The following is a 20836-nucleotide window of genomic DNA, read 5'->3' on the forward strand; positions in this document are numbered from 1 at the left end:
GCGTTCTCGCGGCGGCTGATGTCACGGTAAGGCTCTGTAGTAATCACTACATGGAGGAGTCGACCGTGCCGCTCACGCAGCCCTGGGAGTCGGGCCTGCTCTCGTCGCTGACCGGGGTCGGCCCCGGCCCGAGCGCCCGCGACAAGCGCGTCGCGCTGCGCTCCGCGCTGGCCGCGGTGACGGCCGTGCCCGGCCGGGGCGACGCCCTCGAACCGCTCGTGCTGCCGGGCGCGACCGACGCGCTCGGCGCCCGGCTCGTGGAGGAGGCGGGGTTCGCCGCGGTCTACGCCACCGGCGCGGGGCTGGCCAACGCCGGCTTCGGCCTGCCCGACATCGGCCTCGTCTCCCAGACGGAGGTGGCCGACCACGCCGGACGGCTCACGGAGGCGACCCGAATCCCGCTGATCTGCGACGCCGACACCGGCTACGGCGGCCCGCTGTCGGCCATGCGCACCGTCCGGCTGCTGGAGCGCGCCGGGGTCGCCGGTCTCCAGCTGGAGGACCAGGAGACGCCCAAGCGGTGCGGGCACTTCGACTCGCACGCGCTCATCCCGTCCGGCCACATGCAGACCAAGATCGCCGCGGCGTGCGCAGCGCGGGGCGCGGAGCCGGGCGCCGCCGACGCGCTGGTGATCATCGCCAGGACGGACGCCCGCTCCGCGCACGGTATCGACGAGGCGATCGCCCGCGGCCGCGCGTACGCCGAGGCCGGCGCGGACGCGCTGTTCGTCGAGGCGCCCCGGACGGTCGAGGAGCTGGCCCTGGTCGGCCGCGAGCTGGCGGGCGTCCCGCTGATCGTCAACGTGGTCGAGGGCGGCAAGACCCCGCAACTGGAGCTCGCCGAGTACGCCCGCCTCGGGTTCGGCGTCGTGCTGTTCGCCAACTACCTGATGCGGTCGATGCACCTGGCCGGCCGGGAGGCGCTCGCCCATTTGCGCGAACGCGGTGAGACCGCGTCGCGGGCCGGCCGGATGGCCACCTGGTCGCAGCGGCAGAACCTGTTCAATCTGCCCGCGTTCAGCGCCGCCGAAGCCGCGCTGGACCGCGAGCCCGGGGGCGCCAAGTGAGCCTCCGGGACGGCGCCGTGCCCGGCCTGCCGGTCGAGACCGAGCTGCCCGAGCGCGTCGGCGTCCTCGTCCTCGGCGCCGGGCTCGCCGGATGCGCCGCGCTGCTGGCGGCCGCCGAGGCGGGCCGGTACGCCCTGCTGCTGGAGAAGACCGGCGAGATCGGCGGGTCCACCGTGAAGTCCGCGGGGCTGTCCGCTTTCGCGGGGACGGACGAGCAGGCGGAGCAGGGCATCGCCGACTCGGTCGACCTGCTGCGCAAGGACCTCCTCGAAGTCGGCAAGGGGCGCAACGACCCGGCGCTGGTCGACCTCTACTGCGAGCACCAGCTGGACGCCCACCGCTGGCTCAAGGGCCACGGCGTCCGGTACGGCGAGATCCACGCGGCCTCCGGGCAGTCGGCGCCGCGCAGCCATCCCGCGGACACCACCCGCATGCTGGAGCTGCTGCTCAAGGCGGCCGGCGAGCTGGGCGCCCGGATCATGTGCGACGCCCCGGCCGCCCGGCTGCTGCACGACGGCTCCAGGGTGACCGGCGTCCGGCTCGCCGACGGCCGGGAGGTGCGGGCAGACGCCGTCGTCCTCGCCACGGGCGGCTTCTCGATGAACCCGGAGCTGCTCGCCGCGTTCGCGCCGCAGATGGAGCACGCGCTGCGGCAGGGGGGCGACGGCAACGAGGGCGACGGCCTCAAGATGGCCATGGCGCTGGGCGCCGGGCTGCGCGACACCCCCTACATCAAGGGCACCTACGGGCACTACTACACCGAGCACCCGGACGAGGACGGCACCGGCGTCCTCGCGGTCTACAAGGGGGCGATCGCGGTCAACCGCGAGGGCCGCCGGTTCGTGGACGAGTCGAAGAACTACAAGGAGATCGGGGACGCCGCGCTCGCCCAGCCCGGCGTGACCACCTGGCAGGTCTTCGACGCCCGGACGATGGCCCAGGCCAACGACGAGGTGCCGATCTACGGGTTCGGCGGGCGCGAGCGCGCCGGGATGCTGCTCAAAGCCGACACGATCGCGGCGCTTGAGGCCGCGATCGGCCTCCCGGAGGGCTCCTTGCGGCGCACGGTCGCCGAGTACAACGCGGCGATCGAGCAGGGGCGGCCCGACCCGTTCGGCCGGGCCCGCCTGTCCGGGGGAGTGGGGCGCCCGGTGCCGATCGACCGGCCGCCGTTCTACGCGCACCCGTCCGGAACCGTCGTGCTCGCGACGTACTGCGGGCTCACCGTCGACACCCGGATGCGGGTCCTCGACTGGTGGGGCGACCCGATCGGGCGCCTCTACGCGGCGGGAGAGATCACCGGCGGCTTCCACGGCGCCGGCTACATGACCGGCACGTCCATCGGCAAGTCCGGCGTCTTCGGCCGGCTCGCCGGACGGAACGCCGCGGCAGAGGAAAGCGAGCTCCAATGGTGAAACCGTCGAACCCGTTCGACCTGTCCGGCCAGGTGGCCCTGGTGGTGGGCGCGGCGGCGGGGGGCCTGGGCGAGCGCGCCGCGCACGCCCTGGCGGACGCCGGCGCGCGGGTCGCCGTCGCCGACCTGGCGTCGCGCGCCGCCGACCTCGCCGCCACGGCACGGGCCCGCGGCGCGAGCGAACACGAGGTGGACGTCACCGACGAGGCGTCCGTCGCCGCACTCGTCGACGCCGTCATCGGCGCGCACGGCCGGCTGGACGTCGTCGTCAACGCCGCCGGGGTCATGCTGCGCAAGCCCTACGACGAGACGTCGCTGGAGGAGTTCGAGCGGGTCGTCCGCGTCAACCTCACCGGGACCTGGCTCGTCGGACGCGAGGCCGGCAAGGCGCTCACCCGCCGAGGCCGGGGCGGACGCATCGTCAACCTCACCACCGTGTACGCCGAGCGCGTGGGGCCCGTGCCCGAGTCGGCGTACTACTCGTCCAAGGCGGGCGTCGTCAACGTGACCCGGGCGCTCGCCGCCGAACTCGGCCCGCACGGCGTCAACGTCAACTGCCTCGCGCCCGGCGTCTTCTACCCCACCCAGATGACGGCCGCGCTCGGCGCCGAGCCCGACCGGCTGAAGTGGTTCGGCGACCGCACGATGCTCGGCCGGCTCGGCGATCCCGGCACCGACCTCACCGGCCCGCTGCTGCTGCTCGCGAGCCCGGCCGCCGCGTACATGACCGGCCAGGTCGTGTACGTCGACGGCGGCTGGTCCGCCTGGTAGCCCCGGCCGTTCCCCATCCCGATCAGAAGGAGAGACCTCGATGACCACCGCCAAGAAGGCCCTGCTCATGCTCGACTACCAGGTCGCGCTCTGCGAGGAGGGCCCGCACCTGCGGATGCCGCCGCTCGCCGCGCAGATCGCCGAGCGCGGCGTCCTGGCGACGGCCGAGCGGGTGCTGGCCGCCGCCCGCGCCGCCGGGACGTTCGTCGCCCACGTGCGGCTCGCGTTCGACCCGTCCTACCGGCTGCGCACCAACCGGCTGCCCCGCTTCGACCCCTACGAGGAGCAGCGCGCGATGCTCGCGGACTCCCCGGAGGCGCAGATCGTCAAGGCGCTGGCGCCGGTCGCGGGCGAGCCGGTCGTCGACAAGGGCTGCGTCGACCCGTTCGTCGGGACGCCGCTGCGCGAGGTCCTGGCCGCGGAAGGCGTCACCGAGGTCGTCCTCGGCGGCGTCGCCACCAACCTCGTCGTAGAGTCGGCGGCGCGGCACGCCTCGGACTCCGGGCTCCAGGTGACCGTGGTCGAGGACATGTGCGCCTCCTTCCGCCCGGACTTCCACGAGTTCTCCGTGACGCACATGCTCCCGCTGTTCGGCTCCGTGACCGGCTCCGCCGACCTCCGGTTCTGAGGGACGCCGCCATGACCGAGCAAACCCATCGCTACGACGTGGTCGTGGTCGGCGGCGGCGTCGCCGGTCTGTCGGCCGCGGTGTCGGCGGCCGAGGACGGCGCCCGCGTCGCGGTCCTGGAGCGCGCCCCCGAGGCCGAGACCGGTGGCAACACCCGCTACACCGAGGCGTTCCTGCGCATGAAGTCGCTGGACGAGGTCGCGGACGGTTTCGCCGACGCCCTCGTGGACGACTTCATGGGGCACCCCGACCCGTCCATCGTCAACGACGCGGCGCTCCCGGCCCGCAGGCAGGGCGCGCTCTACCGCGCCGCCCACACCGTCGACCCGGACTACGTCGCCGCGCTCGCCGAGAACGCGCCGGGGGCGCTGCGCTGGATGGCCGGGCACGGCGTCCGGTTCGACTTCGTGCCGACCCCGTTCCTCACCCGGTCCACGACCCGGATGGCGCCGGTCGGCGGCGGCCTCGCCATCGTCGAGACGATGGGCGGAGCGGCCCGGCGGCTCGGGGTGGAGTTCCACTTCGAGACCACCGCCCGCGGGCTCGTCCGCTCCGGACGCGGCGTCGCCGGCGTGGTCGCGCACACCGCCGAAGGCCCCGCGGTCTTCGAGGGCGCCGTCGTCCTCGCCAGCGGCGGCTACCAGGGCAACTTCGAGCTGATGGCCCGCTACCACGGCGAGCGGGCGCTGACCTGCCGTCCCGTCGCCAGGGGCGGCAACTACAACAAGGGGGAGGGGCTGGAGATGGCGCTGGCGCTCGGCGCGGCCACCGCAGGGAACTTCTCGCTCTTCCACGCCGAGCCGGTCGACCCGCGCAGCGGCGCGCCCGAGGCCGCGATCTTCTGCTTCCCCTACGGCGTGCTGGTCAACCGGGAGGGGCGCCGGTTCGTGGACGAGGCCCGCGGCACCGTCGACGCCTGGTACGAGCGGACGACCCGCGCGATCCAGGACCAGACCGGCGGGATCGCCTGGGTGATCCTCGACCAGCGGGGGCTGGCGGTGCCGAACCTGATGGCGGGCGTCCGCACCGACGTCCCGCCCGTCACCGCGGACACCGTCGGCGACCTCGCGCGCCGGCTGGAACTCCCCGCCGCGGACGTCGAGGCGACGATCGAGGCGTACAACGCGGCCTGCCCGCCGCCGGACGGTTTCGACCCCACCGCGCCGGACGGCCTCGCGACCCGCGGGCTCGTCCCGCCGAAGTCGAACTGGAGCCGCCCCGTCGACCGGGGCCCGTTCGCGGCCTACCCGATCATGGCGGCCAACGTATTCAGCTTCGGCGGCCTGAAGACCACCTCGGCCGCCGAGGTCGTGGACCGCGACGGCCGTCCCATCGCGGGCCTGTACGCGGCGGGGGAGCTGACCGGGCTGTATTACACCAACTACACGGGCTCCACCTCGGTGCTGCGCGGCGCGACGTTCGGCCGGATCGCCGGCGCCGGCGCCGCGGCCCGCGCGCGGTCCCTCGCGGGAGCCTGACGATGCGGATCTGGCACCAGTCCTTCACGGTCCTCGACGACGTCCCGCACTACCGCGACGCGCTCGCCCGCCACCTGCGGTCGCAGGCCGCCCCCGGCACCGGGATCGACCTCCACGGGATGAAGCCCGGCACCTACCCGTCGGACTACCCGGGCACCCACATCGGGTACGCCTACCTCGCCGGCCTGCACCGGGAGCAGTTCGCGCACGCCGCGCTGCGGGCGCAGGACGAGGGCTACGACGCGTTTTTGATCGCGACCATCCCCGACACCGCGTACGAGGAGGTCCGGACGCTGGTCGACATCCCGGTGATCGCGTTCGGCCAGACGTCGGTGCTGATGGCGGGCGCGCTCGGCGACCGCGTCGGCATCGTCAACTTCATCGGGGCCCTCGAACCGCAGCTGCGCCGCAACCTGCGCAACTACCGGCTGGACGCGCTGGTCGGGCCGATCGTCCAGGTGGAGGCCGGGTTCACCGATGTCATGGCGGCCTACGCCGACCCGGGGCCGCTGCTCGACGCGTTCACCCGCGCGGCGCGCCGGGCGATCGAGGCCGGCGCGAACGTCATCGTCCCCGGTGAGGGGCCGCTCAACGTGTTCCTCGCGGACCAGGGCGTGTCCCGGGTCGACGACGTGCCGGTCCTCGACTCCCTCGGCACCTGCGTCCGCGTCGCGGAGCTGCGCGCGGCGCAGTACCGCGCCACCGGGCTCGCCCCGGCGCGAACCGGGTTCTACGGGGCCCGCCCGCCCCGCCCGCTGGTCGACGCGGCACGCGACTTCTACGGGACGAACAGGACGCTGACGTGACCGCGCCGGCCCCGCACGCGTGGGACGCGGAGGTCGATGTCGCCGTCGCGGGCGGCGGGGCGTGCGGCGTGATGACCGCCCTCCGCGCGGCACGCGACCCCGGCCTGACCGTCGCGGTCTTCGAGAAGTCCACCCGCGACGGCTGCAACGCGGCGATCTCCTCCGGCTCCCTCGCCGCCGGAGGGACCCGCTGGCAGGCCGCGGCCGGCGTGGAGGACTCGCCGCGCCGGCACGCCGACGACATCATCCGCGCCGGCGGCGACGAGGAGTGGCGTCCGGTGGTGGAGGCGCTCTGCGCGGCGGCGCCGGACCTCGTCCATTGGATCGCCGACACCGGCTACCCCGTCGAACTCGGCCTCGACATGCCCCGGGCCGGGATGGCCGCGCGGCGGCTGCACACCGACACCGGGCGGCTCGGCGGCGCCCGGCTCATGCGCCACCTGCGCGGCCTCCTCGACGGGTACGGCAACGCCGCCTTCGTGGACGAGGCGCCCGTGGTCGACCTCGTGACCGGCGACGGCGGGGTCACCGGCGTCGTCGTCTCCCAGAACGGCGTCCTGCAGCGCGTCCGGGCCCGCAGCGTCGTCCTCGCCACCGACGGCTTCGCGAACAACCCGGCGCTGGTCGGGGAGCACCTGCCGCATCTCGGCACACCCTTCTACGGCGGCGTCTCCACCTCGACCGGGGACGCGCTCGGCTGGGCGCTGCGGCTGGGCGCGCGGCTGCGGAACATGGGCGCCGGACTGCGTTCCGGCCTGTTCGTCGCCGGCCACGGCACCCGGGTGTCCCCGGCGCTGCCGTTCAACGGCGCCGTCCTAGTCGACCGCGACGGCGAGCGCTTCGTGGACGAGGAGTCCAAGGGCTACTCGTCCATGGCGGGCGTCCTGCGGCGGCGGCCGGGCGAACGCGCCGCGATGGTCTGGGACGCCGCCGCGATGGCCGCCACCCGCGAGTCCGAGATGATGCGCGAATCCCTCGCCGCGGGCGCCGTCCGGGACTGCCCGACGATCGAGGACCTGGCCGGGGCGCTGGGCCGCACGGTCGAGGAGACCGAACGCGCCCTGACCCCGCTGCCGGGACGCCGCCGCCTCACCGCGCCGTACCACCTCGCGTGGGTCACCCACGGCCTGCTGACCACGCAGGGCGGCCTGGTGATCGACCCGGGCGGCCGCGTCCTGGACGGCGCCGGCCGGCCGATCCCCGGCCTGTACGCGGGGGGCGGCACGGCCTGCGGCCTGGCCGGCCCCCACTCCGACGGCTACCTGTCCGGCAACGGCCTCCTGTCCGCGTTCGGCATGGGCTGGATAATCGGCAACGCCCTGGCGGGCCGTTAGCCTCGATCCACGTGTGTCACGAACGTCGAGAGGAGCTTGATGTAGGAGGAGTTCCTTGAGGCGGTGCTGCGTAAGAGATGAGGGATGGCCCCTCGGAATCGGCCTGCGGGGGCAGGTTCCAAACCGCCCACTGCTGCGTTAGCTGAAGACTGTCGTGGTGAGCGTGTGGGAAAAGGCGCACGGGATGCGTCAGGTGGGGATCAGGAAGACGAGTGTCGTAGCCATTGAGGTGCCGAAAGAGGTTCGGTTGGCATCGAAACCGGGGCATGTGGATAGCTTCGGGATAAGCCTGGCGGTCACCCGCTTACTGGCCAGGCGGTGCCCGGCATAGAGGCGACGTGAGCCTGATCTGCAGCTCTTGCATGGAACGTGAGAAGGCGGACCTCGATACTGCCGTCCCGGTGGCGGGGCGCGAGAGGGAGTGTCTCAAGCGGCAGAAACCGTGAGGGATTGAGTACCGACGCGGGGTGCGCTGGCGGACCGGCCCGTAGTAGCCGTGAAGCTCCTGCTAGACACGGTGGGAGGGGAGCCAAGGGGCCGGGTCATCCGTGGTTTGTGCGTTCGATCAACCAGCATTCGGCTGGGAGGAGTCGCGTGAGCGAACTGAAGTCAACAGGCAGGCCGTTCGACATTTCGAAGCGGGAAGTATGGGAGGCGTGGCAGAAGGTCAGGGCGAACAAGGGCGCGCCGGGGGTGGACGGACGCTCCCTCGATGACTTCGAATCGGACCTGAGGAACAGTCTCTACAAGGTCTGGAACCGGATGTCGTCAGGGAGCTACTTCCCGCCGCCGGTGCTCGCGGTGGAAATCCCCAAGCCGCACGGCGCAGGGACCAGGATGCTCGGCGTGCCCACCATCGCAGACCGAGTCGCCCAGACGGTGGTGGCCGGGAGGCTGGAGGCGAAGGTCGAACCGATCTTCCATCCCGACTCCTACGGCTACAGGCCGGGACGCTCGGCGCTGGATGCGGTGGCGACGTGCCGGCAACGCTGCTGGAAGAACGACTGGGTGATCGATCTGGACATCCAGAAATTCTTTGACAGCGTGCCATGGGACCTGATCGTCAAAGCGGTGGAGGCCAACACCGACCAGCCGTGGGTGGTTCTTTATGTGAAACGGTGGCTGCAGGCCCCGGTACAGATGCCCGACGGAACCTTGCGGCAGCGTGACCGCGGCACCCCGCAAGGGTCGGCGGTCTCGCCTGTGCTGGCGAATCTGTTCCTGCATTATGCGTTCGATGCGTGGATGGCTCGGCGATTCCCGGGTATCGTGTTCGAACGGTACGTCGATGACGTGGTCGTGCACTGCGTCAGCAAGGCCCAAGCCCAATATGTGGCCAAGGCGATCGGCGAACGGATGGAACAGGTCGGGCTGCGACTGCACCCCGACAAAACCCGAATAGTCTACTGCCAGGACGGCCAGCGACGCGGCTCTTACGAGCATACGTCGTTCACGTTCCTGGGGTTCGGGTTCCACCAGCGCAAAGCGCGGAACAAGAGAGGGCAGTACTTCAACGCCTTCTTGCCCGCGATCAGCAAGGATGCTTTGAAAAGGCTCAGTGCGGAAGTGCGATCATGGAGACTGCACAACCGGACCGGCCACACCTTCAGCGACCTCGTCCGACGGATCAACCCGATCGTCCGAGGCTGGATGCACTACTACGGGGCATTCCACCGCTCCGCGATGTATCCCCTCCTTTCGCGCATCAACGCCTACCTGGTGCGCTGGATCCGCAACAAATATAAACGGCTGCGACCAATGAAGAAGGCCATCCAGTGCTGGCAGGGGATCACCGTGCGGTATCCCCGCTGGCTTGCGCACTGGGCTTGGGTCACCTCGGTACCGCGCGTCTGGTGATCAGGATGACAGGAGCCCGGTGACGGGAGACTGTCACGCCGGGATCTGTGGGAGCCGGAGGGTGAGACTCCCTCCGGCCACCCGACCGGGTGAATGGTCGTCCAGGTTACGGAAACGACGAAAGGGATGCCCCGTGGCCTGCGATGATGGGCTTGTCTAAGGTCCAGCAACGCAATAACAACGAGGCATCCCGTAAGTGCAATCCTCTCATGCGGTCTCGGCGGTGGGCGCCGGGTTCGATGAACCGAACCTGATGGCGGACGCGGGCCTGGTGCCGGTGGTCCGGCTAGCGGAGCGGGCCGGTCTGCCCGAGCTGGTGAGCACCGCGGTACGAATCAAGGGTTCGGGCAACGGCGCGGGCGCCGCCCCGGCGGCGAAGGTGATGTCGCTGGTGGCGGCGATGTGCGCCGGCGCCGACAGCATCGATGACGCCGACCGGCTGCGGCACGGCGCGGTGCCGGTGGCCTTCACTGGGGTTCGGGCGCCCTCCACGCTGGGCACGTTCCTGCGGTCGTTCACCCACGGGCATGGGTTGCAGCTGCACGCGGTGCATCGCCGGTTCCTGGGCGAGCTGGCCAGGCGGGCGCCGCTGCTGCCCGGCGCCGGCCAGGTCGCCTTCATCGACGTCGACTCCACCCATAAGCGGGTGTTCGGCCGCACCAAGCAGGGCGCGCAGATCGGACGGTTCAAAGGCGTACGCACCCTGCATCCACTGCTGGCCACGATCAGCACCCCGATCGCCCGCCCGATCGTGGCCGCGGTGCGGCTGCGCCAAGGCCGCTCGGCCGACAGCCGGGGAGCGATGCGCCTGGTCACCGAGGCGCTGGCCACCGCACCGCAGGTCGGGGCCACCGGCATCCGCGTACTGCGCGCCGATTCGCAGTACTACAACGCCGATGTGGTGGCCGCCTGCCGCCGCGCCGACGCCCACTTCTCGATCACCTGCGGCATGAACCCGTCCATCAAGCGCGCCATCGCCGCCATCGGCGAGGACGCGTGGACGCAGATCCGCTACCCGACCGGTGTACTCGATCCCGACACCGGCGAGCTGATCTATGACGCCCAGGTCGCCGAGATACCCGCCTACACCGCCTTCACCGGCCGCAGAAAGTCCGAGCAGGTCACCGCCCGGCTGATCGTCCGCCGGGTGCGTGACCTGGCCAAACCCGCCACCGTGGGTGAGCAGGGCGAACTGTTCCCCGCCTGGCGCTACCACCCGTTCTTCACCGACAGCCCGTTCCAGACCCTGCAGGCCGAGCGACAGCACCGCCACCACGCCGTCATCGAGCAGGTCATCGCCGACGGCAAGGCCGGGCCCCTGGCCCACCTGCCGTCTGGGAACTTCAACGCCAACGCCGCATGGCTGGTGCTGTGGGCGATGTCGTTCAACCTGCTGCGCGCCGCCGGCGCGCTGGCCTCGGCCTTCCACGCCAAAGCCACCACCGCCACCCTCCGCGCCCACCTGGTCAACGTCCCAGCCCGGCTGGCCCGCTCAGCACGCCGCCTGCTGCTGCACCTGCCTGGCAACTGGCCCTGGGCTGATGCGTGGATGCACCTGTTCACCACCGTCCACGCCCCACCCGACAGCATCTGACCTGCCATTACCCACCGCCCAAGCGGGCTCGACCGGAATTCGACACGTGGAAAGGCTGGGCAGACCAGCCGATCAGCCCTGCCCGCAAGCTTCCGCCAACTCGACAAACCTCACCGAAACGACCGAGAGATCAACCTCGAACCACCATCGGTGGATCGAGGGTTAGGCCGGGGCGGATTTCAGATCTGCCAGATCATCTGGAAATGGCTTCGGGCTTGGAATCGGAGGGGGGATTCCAAGCCCGAATGCGCGGGTGCCGACCGAGCGGTTGCGGTCAGGCGGTCTTGATCACTCGTAGTCCGGGTTGTTGCCGGTCGGGATCTCGATGCTGATCGGGAAGTCCGCGCCGGACAGGACGAGCAGGGCCGCCACGCGGAGGAGCTCGTCGAAGGCCCAGTAGGACGACTGCACGATGCCGGGCGCGTCCTCCAGTTCGAGCAGGCCCTCCCGGATGCGGACGAAGGGCTCCCAGCCGACCTCGAAGATGGTGTCCCACAGCGGGTACCGGCGGATGTTCAGCCAGCCGGCGATCTCGTCGCCGAGCACGTACCGGGTGAGCGCGCCGAGGATCGGCTTGGTGATGTACCGGAGGGGGCCGCCCGGGACGATCGTGGCGAGGTTCAGGAGCATGTCCGCGAGCTTGATGCCCTCGGGCGTCGGGCCCAGAATCGGGTCCAGGACCTGCTTGGCCTGGGAGTTGGCCTCGGTCCACGAGTTGGGGATGTACTCGTCCTTGATGCCGAGCATGTGGGCGCAGACCTGCCACGAGTGCAGGAACGCCTCGGAGTCGGCGGCGGGGATCGGGACCTTCCACTTGACCAGGTTCTGCATGACGGTCGTGGGCAGGCTGTGCCAGGTGACCATCATGTCGGCCTGGCTGATCGGCTTCTCCTCGTCCGCGACCTTGTTCCAGTACGGGGACTGCGGCAGCAGGTGGCGCACGCCCGCGTGCGCCAGCCGCGTCTTGACGCAGGTCACGACCATCTCGCCGTTGGCGCCGTAGGCGTTGGCCGTCCCGATGTCGTACCCCAGCTTGGCGGTCTTGGTGATGCGGTCCCGCATGTCCGCGCCACCCTTGGAGTAGTACACGGCGCGCGCCTCACGCGGAATGACCGTGCTCATCATCCCGCTGGCGAACCCGTAGGTCACCCCGAGGTAGAGTCCCCGCCGCTCGTTGAAGTCGACCGCCTGGGTGAGCTTGGCCTGGTCGGTCCATGACGGCAGCTGCCTGGCCCGCTCGATGAAGTCGCGCAGATCCGCGGGCAGGCCGCTCGGAAGCGCCTGGTCGTTCTTGGTCCATGTCGCCAGCTTCCGGTTAACGTCGGGAACGACGCCGCGCTCAAGCAGGGAGGCGACCAGCTGGTCGGCCTCGTCGTCCCAGACGCCCTTCGGGTCCGCGCCGGCGCCGGCGCCCGCCACCGAGCCCTTGGGGGACCACGTCCACAGTGCGGACGCCTGCGCGGGGGCGGCCACGCTCAGTGCGCCGAGTGCGCCGACGGCGCCGCCCGTCACCAACACGTTGCGTCTGCTGGGGTTTTCCATTCCTTGCTCCTCCTCGGGGTGGAAGAGCACCAGCCTGATACGCTGAAACGCGAACCGCTTCTGTGTATCATCGGTGCTGGACACAATGTCAGCACACTGTTTCGGCCTTGACAAGACCTAGCGTGACGCCGGCCGGAGAGTGAGGCACAATCGGTCATCACGGGAGGCGATCATGGAACGTGCGCTGTCCGCGCTCATGGGTAATTCGGGCCAGGAGTCGTTGCTCGAACGCGCGTACAGCGACGCGGTCGAACAGGTCGACGAGATGGACGAGAGCCGTGCGCGCGTGCTCGACGCGGCCTATGAGCAGTTCTCCCGGATGGGCATCCAGCGCTCCACCATGGAGGACGTGGCGCGGCGGGCCGGGGTCTCCCGCATCACGGTCTACCGGCGGTTCGTCACCAAGGACGCCCTGGTCGAGCAGGTGGTGCGCCGGGAGTTCCGCCGCTACTTCGACCGGTTCCTGCACGAGATCAAGCAGGCCGAGACCGCCGCCGACCGGGTCGTGCTCGGCTTCGTGAGCGCGTTGCGCGCCATCCGGGGCAACCCCCTGATCGGCGGGCTGAGCGCCGCGGAACCGGACGTGCTGATGGCCGCCACGATCAGCGACGACGGCCGGACCCTCGCGATCGTGCGGCAGTTCGTCGCGGGCCAGCTCCGCCGCGAGCAGCGCGCGGGCAACGTGTCACCCGACCTGGACATCGACTTCGTCGCCGAGATGATGGTCCGGGTCTCCGGCTCCTTCCTGGCGATCCCGAGCGAGCTCATCGACCTCGACGACGACGAGCAGGTGGCCGCGCTGGCCCGGCGGTTCCTCGTCCCCATGCTGGACGCGCCGCCCCATCCGCTGGAGCGCCCGCAGTCCCGCTAATCCGGCTTCGGCGCGGTCTGTGCGAGCAGGCCGTCGACCAGTGCCCGGAGCCCCGCCGGGTAGGTGTCCCGCTCGGCGACCGCCGCCCACCGGTCGCCGCCGACGGCGGCGAGGCGCGGCAGCCGTGACCCGTCGATGTGGTCCAGGGAGAAGGGGCCCAGGATGCCGGCCCGCCGCCGCGCGGTGTTGGCGCGGACGAGGACCTCGCCGGCGGTGTAGTACCAGATGCTGCGGAAGATGTAGACGGCGTCCGCGGGCGTGCAGCCGTAGTCCTCGGCGCCGGCCAGGATCTCGTCCACCATCCACAGGGCCGACTCGTCGAGCAGGCCGACGAAGCCGTCGGTCGTGACGATCTCCACCGCCCACGGCCAGGCCGCGGCGGCGTCGTGCACCGAGGTGGCGACCGCGATGATGCGCTCCCGCGGGTCGGCGGGCAGCGGCGGGCGCTCGATCTGCCCGAGGTAGTGGTTGAGCACCAGGACCAGCAGGTCCTCCTTGCTCCGCACGTGGTGGTACAGGGTCGTCGCCCCGATGCCGAGCTCGGCGGCGAGCCCCCGGATCGTCAGCCTCTCCCAGCCGTCCCGCTCGATGATCCGGCGGGCCGCCGCGACGATCTGCGCGCGGGACGTCACGGGCGGGCGGCCGGTGCGGCCGCGCGGTGCGGGCGGTCGGGACATCGTCCCATCATGCCGTCCCGCCGCCCGCCGCGACCAAACCGGTGCGGGGTCGGTGCGGAGCAGGAGCGATCTTTCGCGGTCGACAGCCGGACGGCGCGGTGCTACTTTCGGAACACGTTCGGAAAGTCCGCCTACGACGGGGAGGGGCACCGGAGACGATGAAGACGGCGGAAGTGGAACCCGCGGGTGCCGTGGGGCTCGGGGAGCTGCTGCGGCCCGTCCGGCGGCGGCTCGGCACGGCGGTCGCGCTGCGGGCCGTGGCGGCGGCGGTGGCCGTCGTGCCGTTCGCGGCGGTGGCCGAGCTGGCCAGGGTGCTGCTCGCGGAAGGCCCGGCCGACCGCGGCCGGGCCTGGACGGTGACCGCGGTCGCGGCGGGCGCGCTGCTCGCCTGGCTGCTGCTGACCGCGGTGGCGGGGCTGCTCGCCCACGGCGCGGACCTGGACTTCCAGCTCTCGGTGCGGCGGCGCCTGGTCGACCGGCTGGGGCGCGTGCCGCTGGGCTGGTTCACCGACCGGGGCGCGGGCGGCATCGGCAAGGCGGTCCAGCACGACGTGGACGCGATGCACCACCTCGTGGCGCACTCCCTGCTGGACCTCACCGCGGTCGTCGTGACGTCGCTGGTGACGCTGGGCTACCTGTTCTGGGTCGACTGGCGGATGGCGCTGATCGTGCTGGTCCCGATCGCCGTCGGGAGCGCGCTGTTCGCCCGGCGGATCACGAGCATGACCGCGGAGATGGCCGCCTACGACCAGGCGCTGCAGCGCATCATCGGCAGCGTCGTCGAGTTCGTCGAGGGCATCGCCGTGGTGAAGATGTTCGGGCAGGCCAGGCGGGCACACCGGCGGTACGCGCGGGCGGCCGACGACTTCGCGGAGTTCCTCGACGACTGGCTCTCGCGGAGCTACCGGGCGGGCGCCGCATCGGCCCTGGCGCTGAGCCCGGTCACCATCCTGCTCACGGTCCTGGCCGGGGGCATGGTTTTGGTCACCGCCGGGCACCTGGACCCGGTCGACCTGCTGCCGTTCGTGATCCTCGGGCTGGGGCTGTCCGTTCCGCTGCAGGCGCTGGACTTCCACGGCGAGGACATGGAGACGGCGAACGCGGCGGCGAAACGGGTGGGCGCCCTGCTCGCGGCACCGGAGCTGGCCGTGCCCGCCGAACCGCGGACCCCGGACCTCGGCGGCGGCCCGCGGGTCGAGATGTCCGGGGTGGAGTTCGGCTACGACGCGGACCGGCCGGTGCTGAGCGGGATCGATCTGGTGCTGGCACCGGGCACCGTGACCGCGCTGGTCGGCGCGTCGGGTTCGGGCAAGACGACGCTGGCGAAGCTGCTGCCGCGGTTCTTCGACCCGACCGCGGGAAGCGTCGCGATCGGCGGGGTCGACGTGCGCGAGATCGCGCCCGACCGGCTCTACCGGCTGGTGTCGTTCGTCCTGCAGGACGTCCAGTTGCTCGACGCCAGCGTGCGCGACAACGTCCGCCTCGCCCGTCCCGACGCGGACGACGAGACGGTACGCCGCGCGGCGCGGGCCGCGGCCATCGACGAACGCGTCACCGCGCTGCCGCGCGGCTACGACTCGGTCGTCGGCCGGGACGTCCGGTTCTCCGGCGGGGAGGCGCAGCGGCTGTCCATCGCGCGGGCGATCCTCGCCGAGACCCCGATCGTGGTGCTGGACGAGGCGACCGCCCATGCCGACCCGGAGGCGGAGGCGTCGATCCAGGACGCGCTGTCGGAGCTGGCCGCCGGACGGACCGTCCTCGTCGTCGCGCACCGGCTGGCGTCGGTGGCCGGCGCCGACCGGATCGTCGTGCTCGAACGCGGCCGGATCGCCGAGCAGGGCACGCACGCGGAACTGCTCGCCGCCGGCGGCCGCTACGCCCGGATGTGGCGGCTCCAGAACGAGGTCCACGAAGGCGACGTCCACGAAGGCGACGTCCACGAAGGCGACGTCCACGAAGGCGACGTCCACGAAGGCGACGTCCACGAAGGCGACGTCCACGAAGGCGACGTCCACGAAGGCGACGCCCGTGCAGACGGCGCCTACGCCGGATTCGGCGCGGCCGAGGAGGGGGAACGATGATCCGCCGGCTGTTCGCCGCGCTCGGGCCGGAGCACGACGGTGCGCTGCGCCGGGTGCTGGCCCTGTTCACCGCCGCGGCCCTGCTGCAGGGGGCGGCGTTCGTCCTGCTGGTCCCGATCCTGGAGGAGGTGCTGGGCGACGACCCGGAACGGGCCTGGCCGTGGGTGCTCGCGCTCGCGCTGCTGTGGGCCGGGTACGCGGCGGTGAGCCATGCCGCGACGGTGGCCGGGTACCGGGCGGGGACGCGCCTGAGCCGCGACCTGCACCACCGCATCGGGGACAAGGTCGCGCAGCTGCCGCCCGCCTGGTTCACCGGCGACCGCGTCGGTGAACTGGGGCGGCTGGCCTCGCAGCGCGTGGTCGACATCATGTCGGTGCCCGCGCACCTGCTGCGGCCGCTGATCGACGGTGTCGTCACGCCGCTGGTCGTGCTGCCGGCCATGTTCGCGTTCGACTGGCGGCTGGCGGTCTCGATGACCGTCGCCGCGGCGGGGATGGCGGTGGCGTACCGGCTGGCGAGCCGCGGCATGCAGGCCGCCGACCGCCGGGCGGACGCCGTGCACGCCGCGGCCGCCGGGCGGATCGTGGAGTTCGCCCGCGCGCAGCCGGTGCTGCGGGCCTTCGGCCGGACGGTCGAGGGGCACGCCGCACTCGACGGCGCCCTCGCCGCGCAGCACCGGGCCGGCCGCCGGACGCTGCGCGCCGGGATGCCCGGCATCGTCGCGCTCGGCTTCCTCGCGCAGGCGTCGTTCGTCGTCCTGCTGGCCCTCGGCACCCACCTGGCGCTCGGCGGCTCGGTGGGCGCGGCCGAACTGATCGCCCTGCTGGTGCTGGCGGCCCGGTTCGTCGAGCCGGTGACGGTCGTCGCCGAGCTGGGCGGCGCGATACGGGTCGCGCAGAACGCGGTGACCGACATCGACGCACTGCTCGGCACCGCGACGCTGCCCGAACCGGATGTGTCGCGGCGCCCCGGCGGCACCGATGTCGAACTCGACGGCGTGCGTTTCGGCTATGACGGCACCGCGGTCCTCGACGGGCTGTCGATGCGGGTGCCGCAGGGCCGGATGACCGCGCTGGTCGGCCCGTCCGGGGCGGGCAAGACGACCGTGATCAAGCTGATCGCGCGGTTCGCCGACCCCGCCGCCGGCGCGGTGCGGGTGGGCGGCGTGGACGTCCGCGAGATGCGGACCGAGGACCTGACGTCGCTCATCTCGGTGGTCTTCCAGGACGTCTACCTGTTCGACGGGACGATCCTCGACAACGTGCGGGTCGGCCGCCCCGACGCCACCGACGAGGAGGTGCGCGCCACGGCCCGCACGGCGCGGGTGGACGACATCGCCGAGCGCCTGCCGGGCGGCTGGGCGGCGCGGGTCGGGGAGGGCGGCGGCCGGCTGTCCGGCGGCGAACGGCAGCGCGTCTCGATCGCGCGGGCGCTGCTCAAGGACACCCCGATCGTCCTGTTCGACGAGGCGACCGTCGCGCTGGACGCCGAGAACGAGCACGCCCTGCAGCAGGCGATGGCCGCCCTGTCGCGGGACCGCACCGTCCTGGTGATCGCGCACCGGCTGCACACGCTGCGCGAGTCCGACCACATCGTCGTCCTCGACGGCGGGCGTGCCGTGGAGGAGGGCGGCCACGACGAACTGCTCGCCCGCGACGGCCGGTACGCCCACTACTGGCGGGAACGCCGCCGCGCGCGGGGCTGGCGCCTGACCCGGCCCGCCGCCCTCCGCTGATCCGAACCCGAACCCCAGCACGCAGGGAATCGCCATGTCGAATTTCGGAACACGTTCGAAAAGCAGTCCACCGAACGAGAAGGCAGCACCGGGCGGTACGGGCGGCCGGCCGGGGCTCACCCTGGCGGTGGTGGCCGTCGTGCAGTTCATGGTCTCGCTCGACTTGTCCGTCGTGAACGTCGGCCTCCCGCGGATCGCGGCCGGACTCGACTTCAGCGCGGTCGGCCTGACCTGGGTGATCCACGCCTACGCCCTCACCTTCGGCGGGCTCCTGCTCCTCGGCGGCAAGGCCGCCGACCGGTACGGCCGCAGGCGGGTCCTGCTGCTCGGACTCGGCCTGTTCGGCCTCGCCTCCCTCGCCGGCGGCTTCGCCCAGGAACCCGGGCACCTGGTCGCCGCGCGGGCCGCGCAGGGCGCCGGGGCCGCCGCGCTGGCCCCGGCCGCGCTGGCGCTGCTGGCCGCGACGTTCCCCGGAGGCCGGGCCCGGGTCCGGGCCTTCGGGGTGTGGAGCGCGACGAACGCCGCCGGCGGGGCGCTCGGCGTGCTGATCGGCGGCCTGCTCACCGAGTACGCCGGGTGGCGCTGGGTCATGTTCGTCAACGTGCCGATGGCCGCCGGCGCGCTGGCCCTCGCCTGGCGGGGCGTCCCCGCGGGCCCGCCGCCGTCGCGCGGCGGGCGCCCGGACGTGCTCGGCGCCGTCCTGGCCACGGCCGGCATGACGCTGCTGGTGTTCGGCGTCGTCCGCACCGACCGGTACGCGTGGACGTCCCCGGTCACCCTGGCGACCCTGGCGGCGGCCGCCGCGCTGCTGGCCGCGTTCGTCCGGGTCGAGCGGACCACCACCCGCGAGCCGCTGGTCCGGCTCGGCCTGCTCGCCAACCGCTCCGTCCGCGGCGCGAACGCCTACAACCTCCTGGTCGGCGCGGCGATGGCGGCGGCCTTCTACTTCCTGTCCCTGTACCTGCAGCGGGTCCTGGCGATCGGGCCGGCGCCGGCCGGGCTCATGTTCCTGCCGCTGGCCCTCGCGGTGGTGGCCGGGTCCGTGCTCGCCGTGAAGCTCGGCTACCGTCTCCCGCCGCGGACCCTGCTGGTGGCCGGCGGGCTCCTGACCGCGACCGGGTTCGCCTGGTTCGGCCTCATCAGCCCGGACGGCGGCTTCGCCACCGACGTCCTCGGGCCCTCGGTCATCGCGGGCGTCGGTTTCGGCCTCTGCCTGGGGCCGCTCGTGGCGACCGCCACCGCCGGCGTCGCGTCCCACGAGACCGGTACCGCGTCGGGCCTGCTGAACAGCTCGCGGCAGATCGGCGCCTCGCTCGGGCTCGCCGCGCTGGGCACTGCGGCCCACCACCGCACCGGGGGGACAGGCACGCCCGAGACCCTCAACGACGGGTACGCGCTCGGGCTGACCCTCAGCGCGGTGCTGCTGGTCGCCGCCGCCCTCGTCGCCCTGACCGTGCCGCGCCGGACCGGCCCGCCGGCTTGAGGGCGACCCCTCCGCTACGCCAGGGGGCCCCGGCGCCGGAAACCGGGGACGGGGCCGGGGGCCCGTCGCTAGAGTGGGCGGCGACTTGCCCGGTGGTGCCCGAATTGGTGCAAGGTCCCGGCGGAGGCGTGGCCATGGTTGACGACCTGTCGTTCGCGGCGGTGCTGGACGACCTGTGCCGGCGGCCCCCCGGACGACGGCGCCCGTTCTCCAACGTCGAGCTCGCGCGGGCGGTCACCGACCTCGGCGGCGACATCACCGACGGATACATCTCGCACCTGCGCAAGGGGCACCGGGACAACCCGACCCTGCAGACGATCCAGGACCTGGCCGCCGCCCTCGGCGTGTGCCCGGCCGCGTTCGTCGGCGGGCGCCGGGAGCGGGCGGGCGAGGAGTGCCCGCGCCGCTCGTTCCCGGCCAGGCTGCGGCACCTGTTCGAGGCCGTCCACCCGCCGGCGCGGGGGCCGTACACGCCCGAGGACGTCGCCGCCGCGATCAGCGCGGACGGCCGGTACGGGTCGATCTCGGCCAGCCACATCCGGGAGCTGCTGCACCCGGTCGCGCCGCCCAACCCGCGGCTCAAGCACATGCTGGCGCTGGCCGGCCACTTCGGCCTGACCGGCGACGACGGCGTCCCGCAGGCCGCGTACTTCCTGGACGACCGGCTCGCCGCCGCCATCGACGCGGAGCTCGCCGACCTGAAGGCGCTGCGCGACGCCGGCGTGGTGGAGTTCGCGGCACGGGTGGTCGAGCACGCCTCCACGTGGAGTCCCGAACTGCGCAGGCAGGCCGTCGAGGCGATCACGCAGGCGGTGGAGTCGGGAGAGACCCGGTGGGTGTTCCCGCGCGGACCCGGGAGTGACCGATGACCAGGCCGGCGCGGGGCACGAGCGGAGGCGGATCGCGATGGGCCGCATGAGCAGGCGGGAGCGCGGCGAGCTCTGCGACGAGGTGGTGGCGCGGTTCCGCGGGCCGGGCGGGGTGACCCACCGGGAGCTGTGCCGCCGCACGGGCGAGGTGATGAGCGAGCTGCTCGGCGCCCGGGTCGAGCTGCGGTTCGTCGCGCTGCGCGACGCCCCGTTCAGCGGGGCCACCGTGCGGCTGGCCGACGGCGGGTACGTGGTGTTCTGCGCCAGGTCGCGGTCCTGGTACCACCGCCTGGGCATCCTCCTGCACGAGCTGGCGCACGTGGTGCTGGACCACCGGCTCGACGCCGCGTCCGGCGGCGACGGCCTGCGCCGGCTCGCGCCGCACCTGCCGGGGCGGGCGGCCCGCATCGTCGCGGGACGCAGCGACCACGCGGTGGACGAGGAGCGGGAGGCCGAGGAACTGGCCGACCTCCTGCTGGAGCGGCTGACCGAACGCGGCGACCGGTCGGCCGAGCTGCCGTCGGCCGAGGCCACCCCGCATGTCCGGCGCATCGCCGAGGGGCTGGTCCACTACCCGGCCAGGGGCGGCCGGCGGTGAACCGCCGTCATACTGCCCTGGAGTCAGGCT

The 20836-nt window shown here is 72.7% G+C and carries 17 protein-coding genes; 15 read left to right on the plus strand and 2 right to left on the minus strand.

Annotated elements, in window-relative coordinates:
- Positions 1 to 50: 50 nt before the first annotated feature.
- The 9 genes from E1289_RS15785 to E1289_RS15825 all read left to right on the plus strand — a co-directional run bounded on the left by E1289_RS15785 (position 51) and on the right by E1289_RS15825 (position 10949).
- The gene (locus E1289_RS15785) at positions 51 to 1067 is read left to right on the plus strand and encodes an isocitrate lyase/PEP mutase family protein (RefSeq protein WP_131980737.1); all 1017 of its coding nucleotides are present in this window, start codon (positions 51 to 53) and stop codon (positions 1065 to 1067) included.
- Positions 1064 to 2482: an FAD-dependent oxidoreductase gene (locus E1289_RS15790; protein ID WP_131980739.1), complete on the plus strand. Its 1419-nt coding sequence runs from the start codon at positions 1064 to 1066 to the stop codon at positions 2480 to 2482. Before E1289_RS15785 ends, E1289_RS15790 begins: the two co-directional genes overlap by 4 nt.
- Complete coding sequence (locus tag E1289_RS15795; RefSeq protein ID WP_131980741.1) at positions 2476 to 3252, plus strand: SDR family oxidoreductase; 777 nt, start codon at positions 2476 to 2478, stop codon at positions 3250 to 3252. The genes E1289_RS15790 and E1289_RS15795 overlap by 7 nt, the downstream gene beginning before the upstream one ends.
- Before the next feature lie 40 nt (positions 3253 to 3292).
- Positions 3293 to 3880 carry a cysteine hydrolase gene (locus E1289_RS15800; RefSeq protein WP_131980743.1) on the plus strand — a complete coding sequence of 196 codons (588 nt, stop codon included), beginning with the start codon at positions 3293 to 3295 and terminating at the stop codon, positions 3878 to 3880.
- Between the two features lie 11 nt (positions 3881 to 3891).
- Positions 3892 to 5358, plus strand: coding sequence for an FAD-dependent oxidoreductase (locus tag E1289_RS15805; protein WP_131980745.1), 1467 nt, complete (start codon positions 3892 to 3894; stop codon positions 5356 to 5358).
- Between the two features lie 2 nt (positions 5359 to 5360).
- The gene (locus tag E1289_RS15810; RefSeq protein ID WP_131980747.1) at positions 5361 to 6164 is read left to right on the plus strand and encodes an aspartate/glutamate racemase family protein; all 804 of its coding nucleotides are present in this window, start codon (positions 5361 to 5363) and stop codon (positions 6162 to 6164) included.
- On the plus strand, positions 6161 to 7498 hold the full coding sequence (locus E1289_RS15815) for an FAD-binding protein (RefSeq protein WP_131980749.1): 1338 nt from the start codon (positions 6161 to 6163) through the stop codon (positions 7496 to 7498). The genes E1289_RS15810 and E1289_RS15815 overlap by 4 nt, the downstream gene beginning before the upstream one ends.
- A gap of 594 nt (positions 7499 to 8092) precedes the next feature.
- A complete protein-coding gene (gene ltrA, locus E1289_RS15820; RefSeq protein ID WP_131980751.1) occupies positions 8093 to 9355 on the plus strand; it encodes a group II intron reverse transcriptase/maturase in 1263 nt (420 codons plus the stop codon).
- 196 nt (positions 9356 to 9551) lie between these two features.
- On the plus strand, positions 9552 to 10949 hold the full coding sequence (locus tag E1289_RS15825) for an IS1380 family transposase (RefSeq protein ID WP_131980753.1): 1398 nt from the start codon (positions 9552 to 9554) through the stop codon (positions 10947 to 10949).
- Between the two features lie 288 nt (positions 10950 to 11237).
- Here E1289_RS15825 and E1289_RS15830 read toward each other — a convergent pair whose 3' ends face one another.
- Entirely contained in the window at positions 11238 to 12491 is a 1254-nt protein-coding gene (locus tag E1289_RS15830; RefSeq protein ID WP_131980755.1) for an oxygenase MpaB family protein, read from the minus strand.
- A gap of 172 nt (positions 12492 to 12663) precedes the next feature.
- Here E1289_RS15830 and E1289_RS15835 point away from each other — a divergent pair, with 172 nt between their 5' ends.
- Positions 12664 to 13362, plus strand: coding sequence for a TetR/AcrR family transcriptional regulator (locus E1289_RS15835; RefSeq protein ID WP_131980757.1), 699 nt, complete (start codon positions 12664 to 12666; stop codon positions 13360 to 13362).
- Here E1289_RS15835 and E1289_RS15840 read toward each other — a convergent pair.
- Positions 13359 to 14039, minus strand: a complete 681-nt coding sequence (locus tag E1289_RS15840; RefSeq protein WP_207928991.1) for a TetR/AcrR family transcriptional regulator — start codon at positions 14037 to 14039, stop codon at positions 13359 to 13361. The two genes, E1289_RS15835 and E1289_RS15840, sit on opposite strands and share 4 nt — an antisense overlap.
- A gap of 158 nt (positions 14040 to 14197) precedes the next feature.
- Between E1289_RS15840 and E1289_RS15845 the strand changes: the two genes are divergently transcribed.
- The 5 genes from E1289_RS15845 (at position 14198) to E1289_RS15865 (ending at position 20806) form a co-directional block, all read left to right on the plus strand.
- The gene (locus E1289_RS15845; RefSeq protein WP_165970490.1) at positions 14198 to 16120 is read left to right on the plus strand and encodes an ABC transporter ATP-binding protein; all 1923 of its coding nucleotides are present in this window, start codon (positions 14198 to 14200) and stop codon (positions 16118 to 16120) included.
- Entirely contained in the window at positions 16117 to 17856 is a 1740-nt protein-coding gene (locus E1289_RS15850; protein ID WP_131980759.1) for an ABC transporter ATP-binding protein, read from the plus strand. The genes E1289_RS15845 and E1289_RS15850 overlap by 4 nt, the downstream gene beginning before the upstream one ends.
- Before the next feature lie 130 nt (positions 17857 to 17986).
- Positions 17987 to 19339: an MFS transporter gene (locus tag E1289_RS15855; protein WP_243712850.1), complete on the plus strand. Its 1353-nt coding sequence runs from the start codon at positions 17987 to 17989 to the stop codon at positions 19337 to 19339.
- Positions 19340 to 19467: 128 nt separating this feature from the next.
- Entirely contained in the window at positions 19468 to 20208 is a 741-nt protein-coding gene (locus tag E1289_RS15860; RefSeq protein WP_131980763.1) for a helix-turn-helix transcriptional regulator, read from the plus strand.
- Positions 20198 to 20806, plus strand: a complete 609-nt coding sequence (locus tag E1289_RS15865; protein ID WP_131980765.1) for a hypothetical protein — start codon at positions 20198 to 20200, stop codon at positions 20804 to 20806. The genes E1289_RS15860 and E1289_RS15865 overlap by 11 nt, the downstream gene beginning before the upstream one ends.
- Positions 20807 to 20836 lie beyond the last annotated feature (30 nt).

The organism is Actinomadura sp. 6K520 (genome assembly GCF_004349245.1).
Lineage (GTDB): Bacteria > Actinomycetota > Actinomycetes > Streptosporangiales > Streptosporangiaceae > Spirillospora.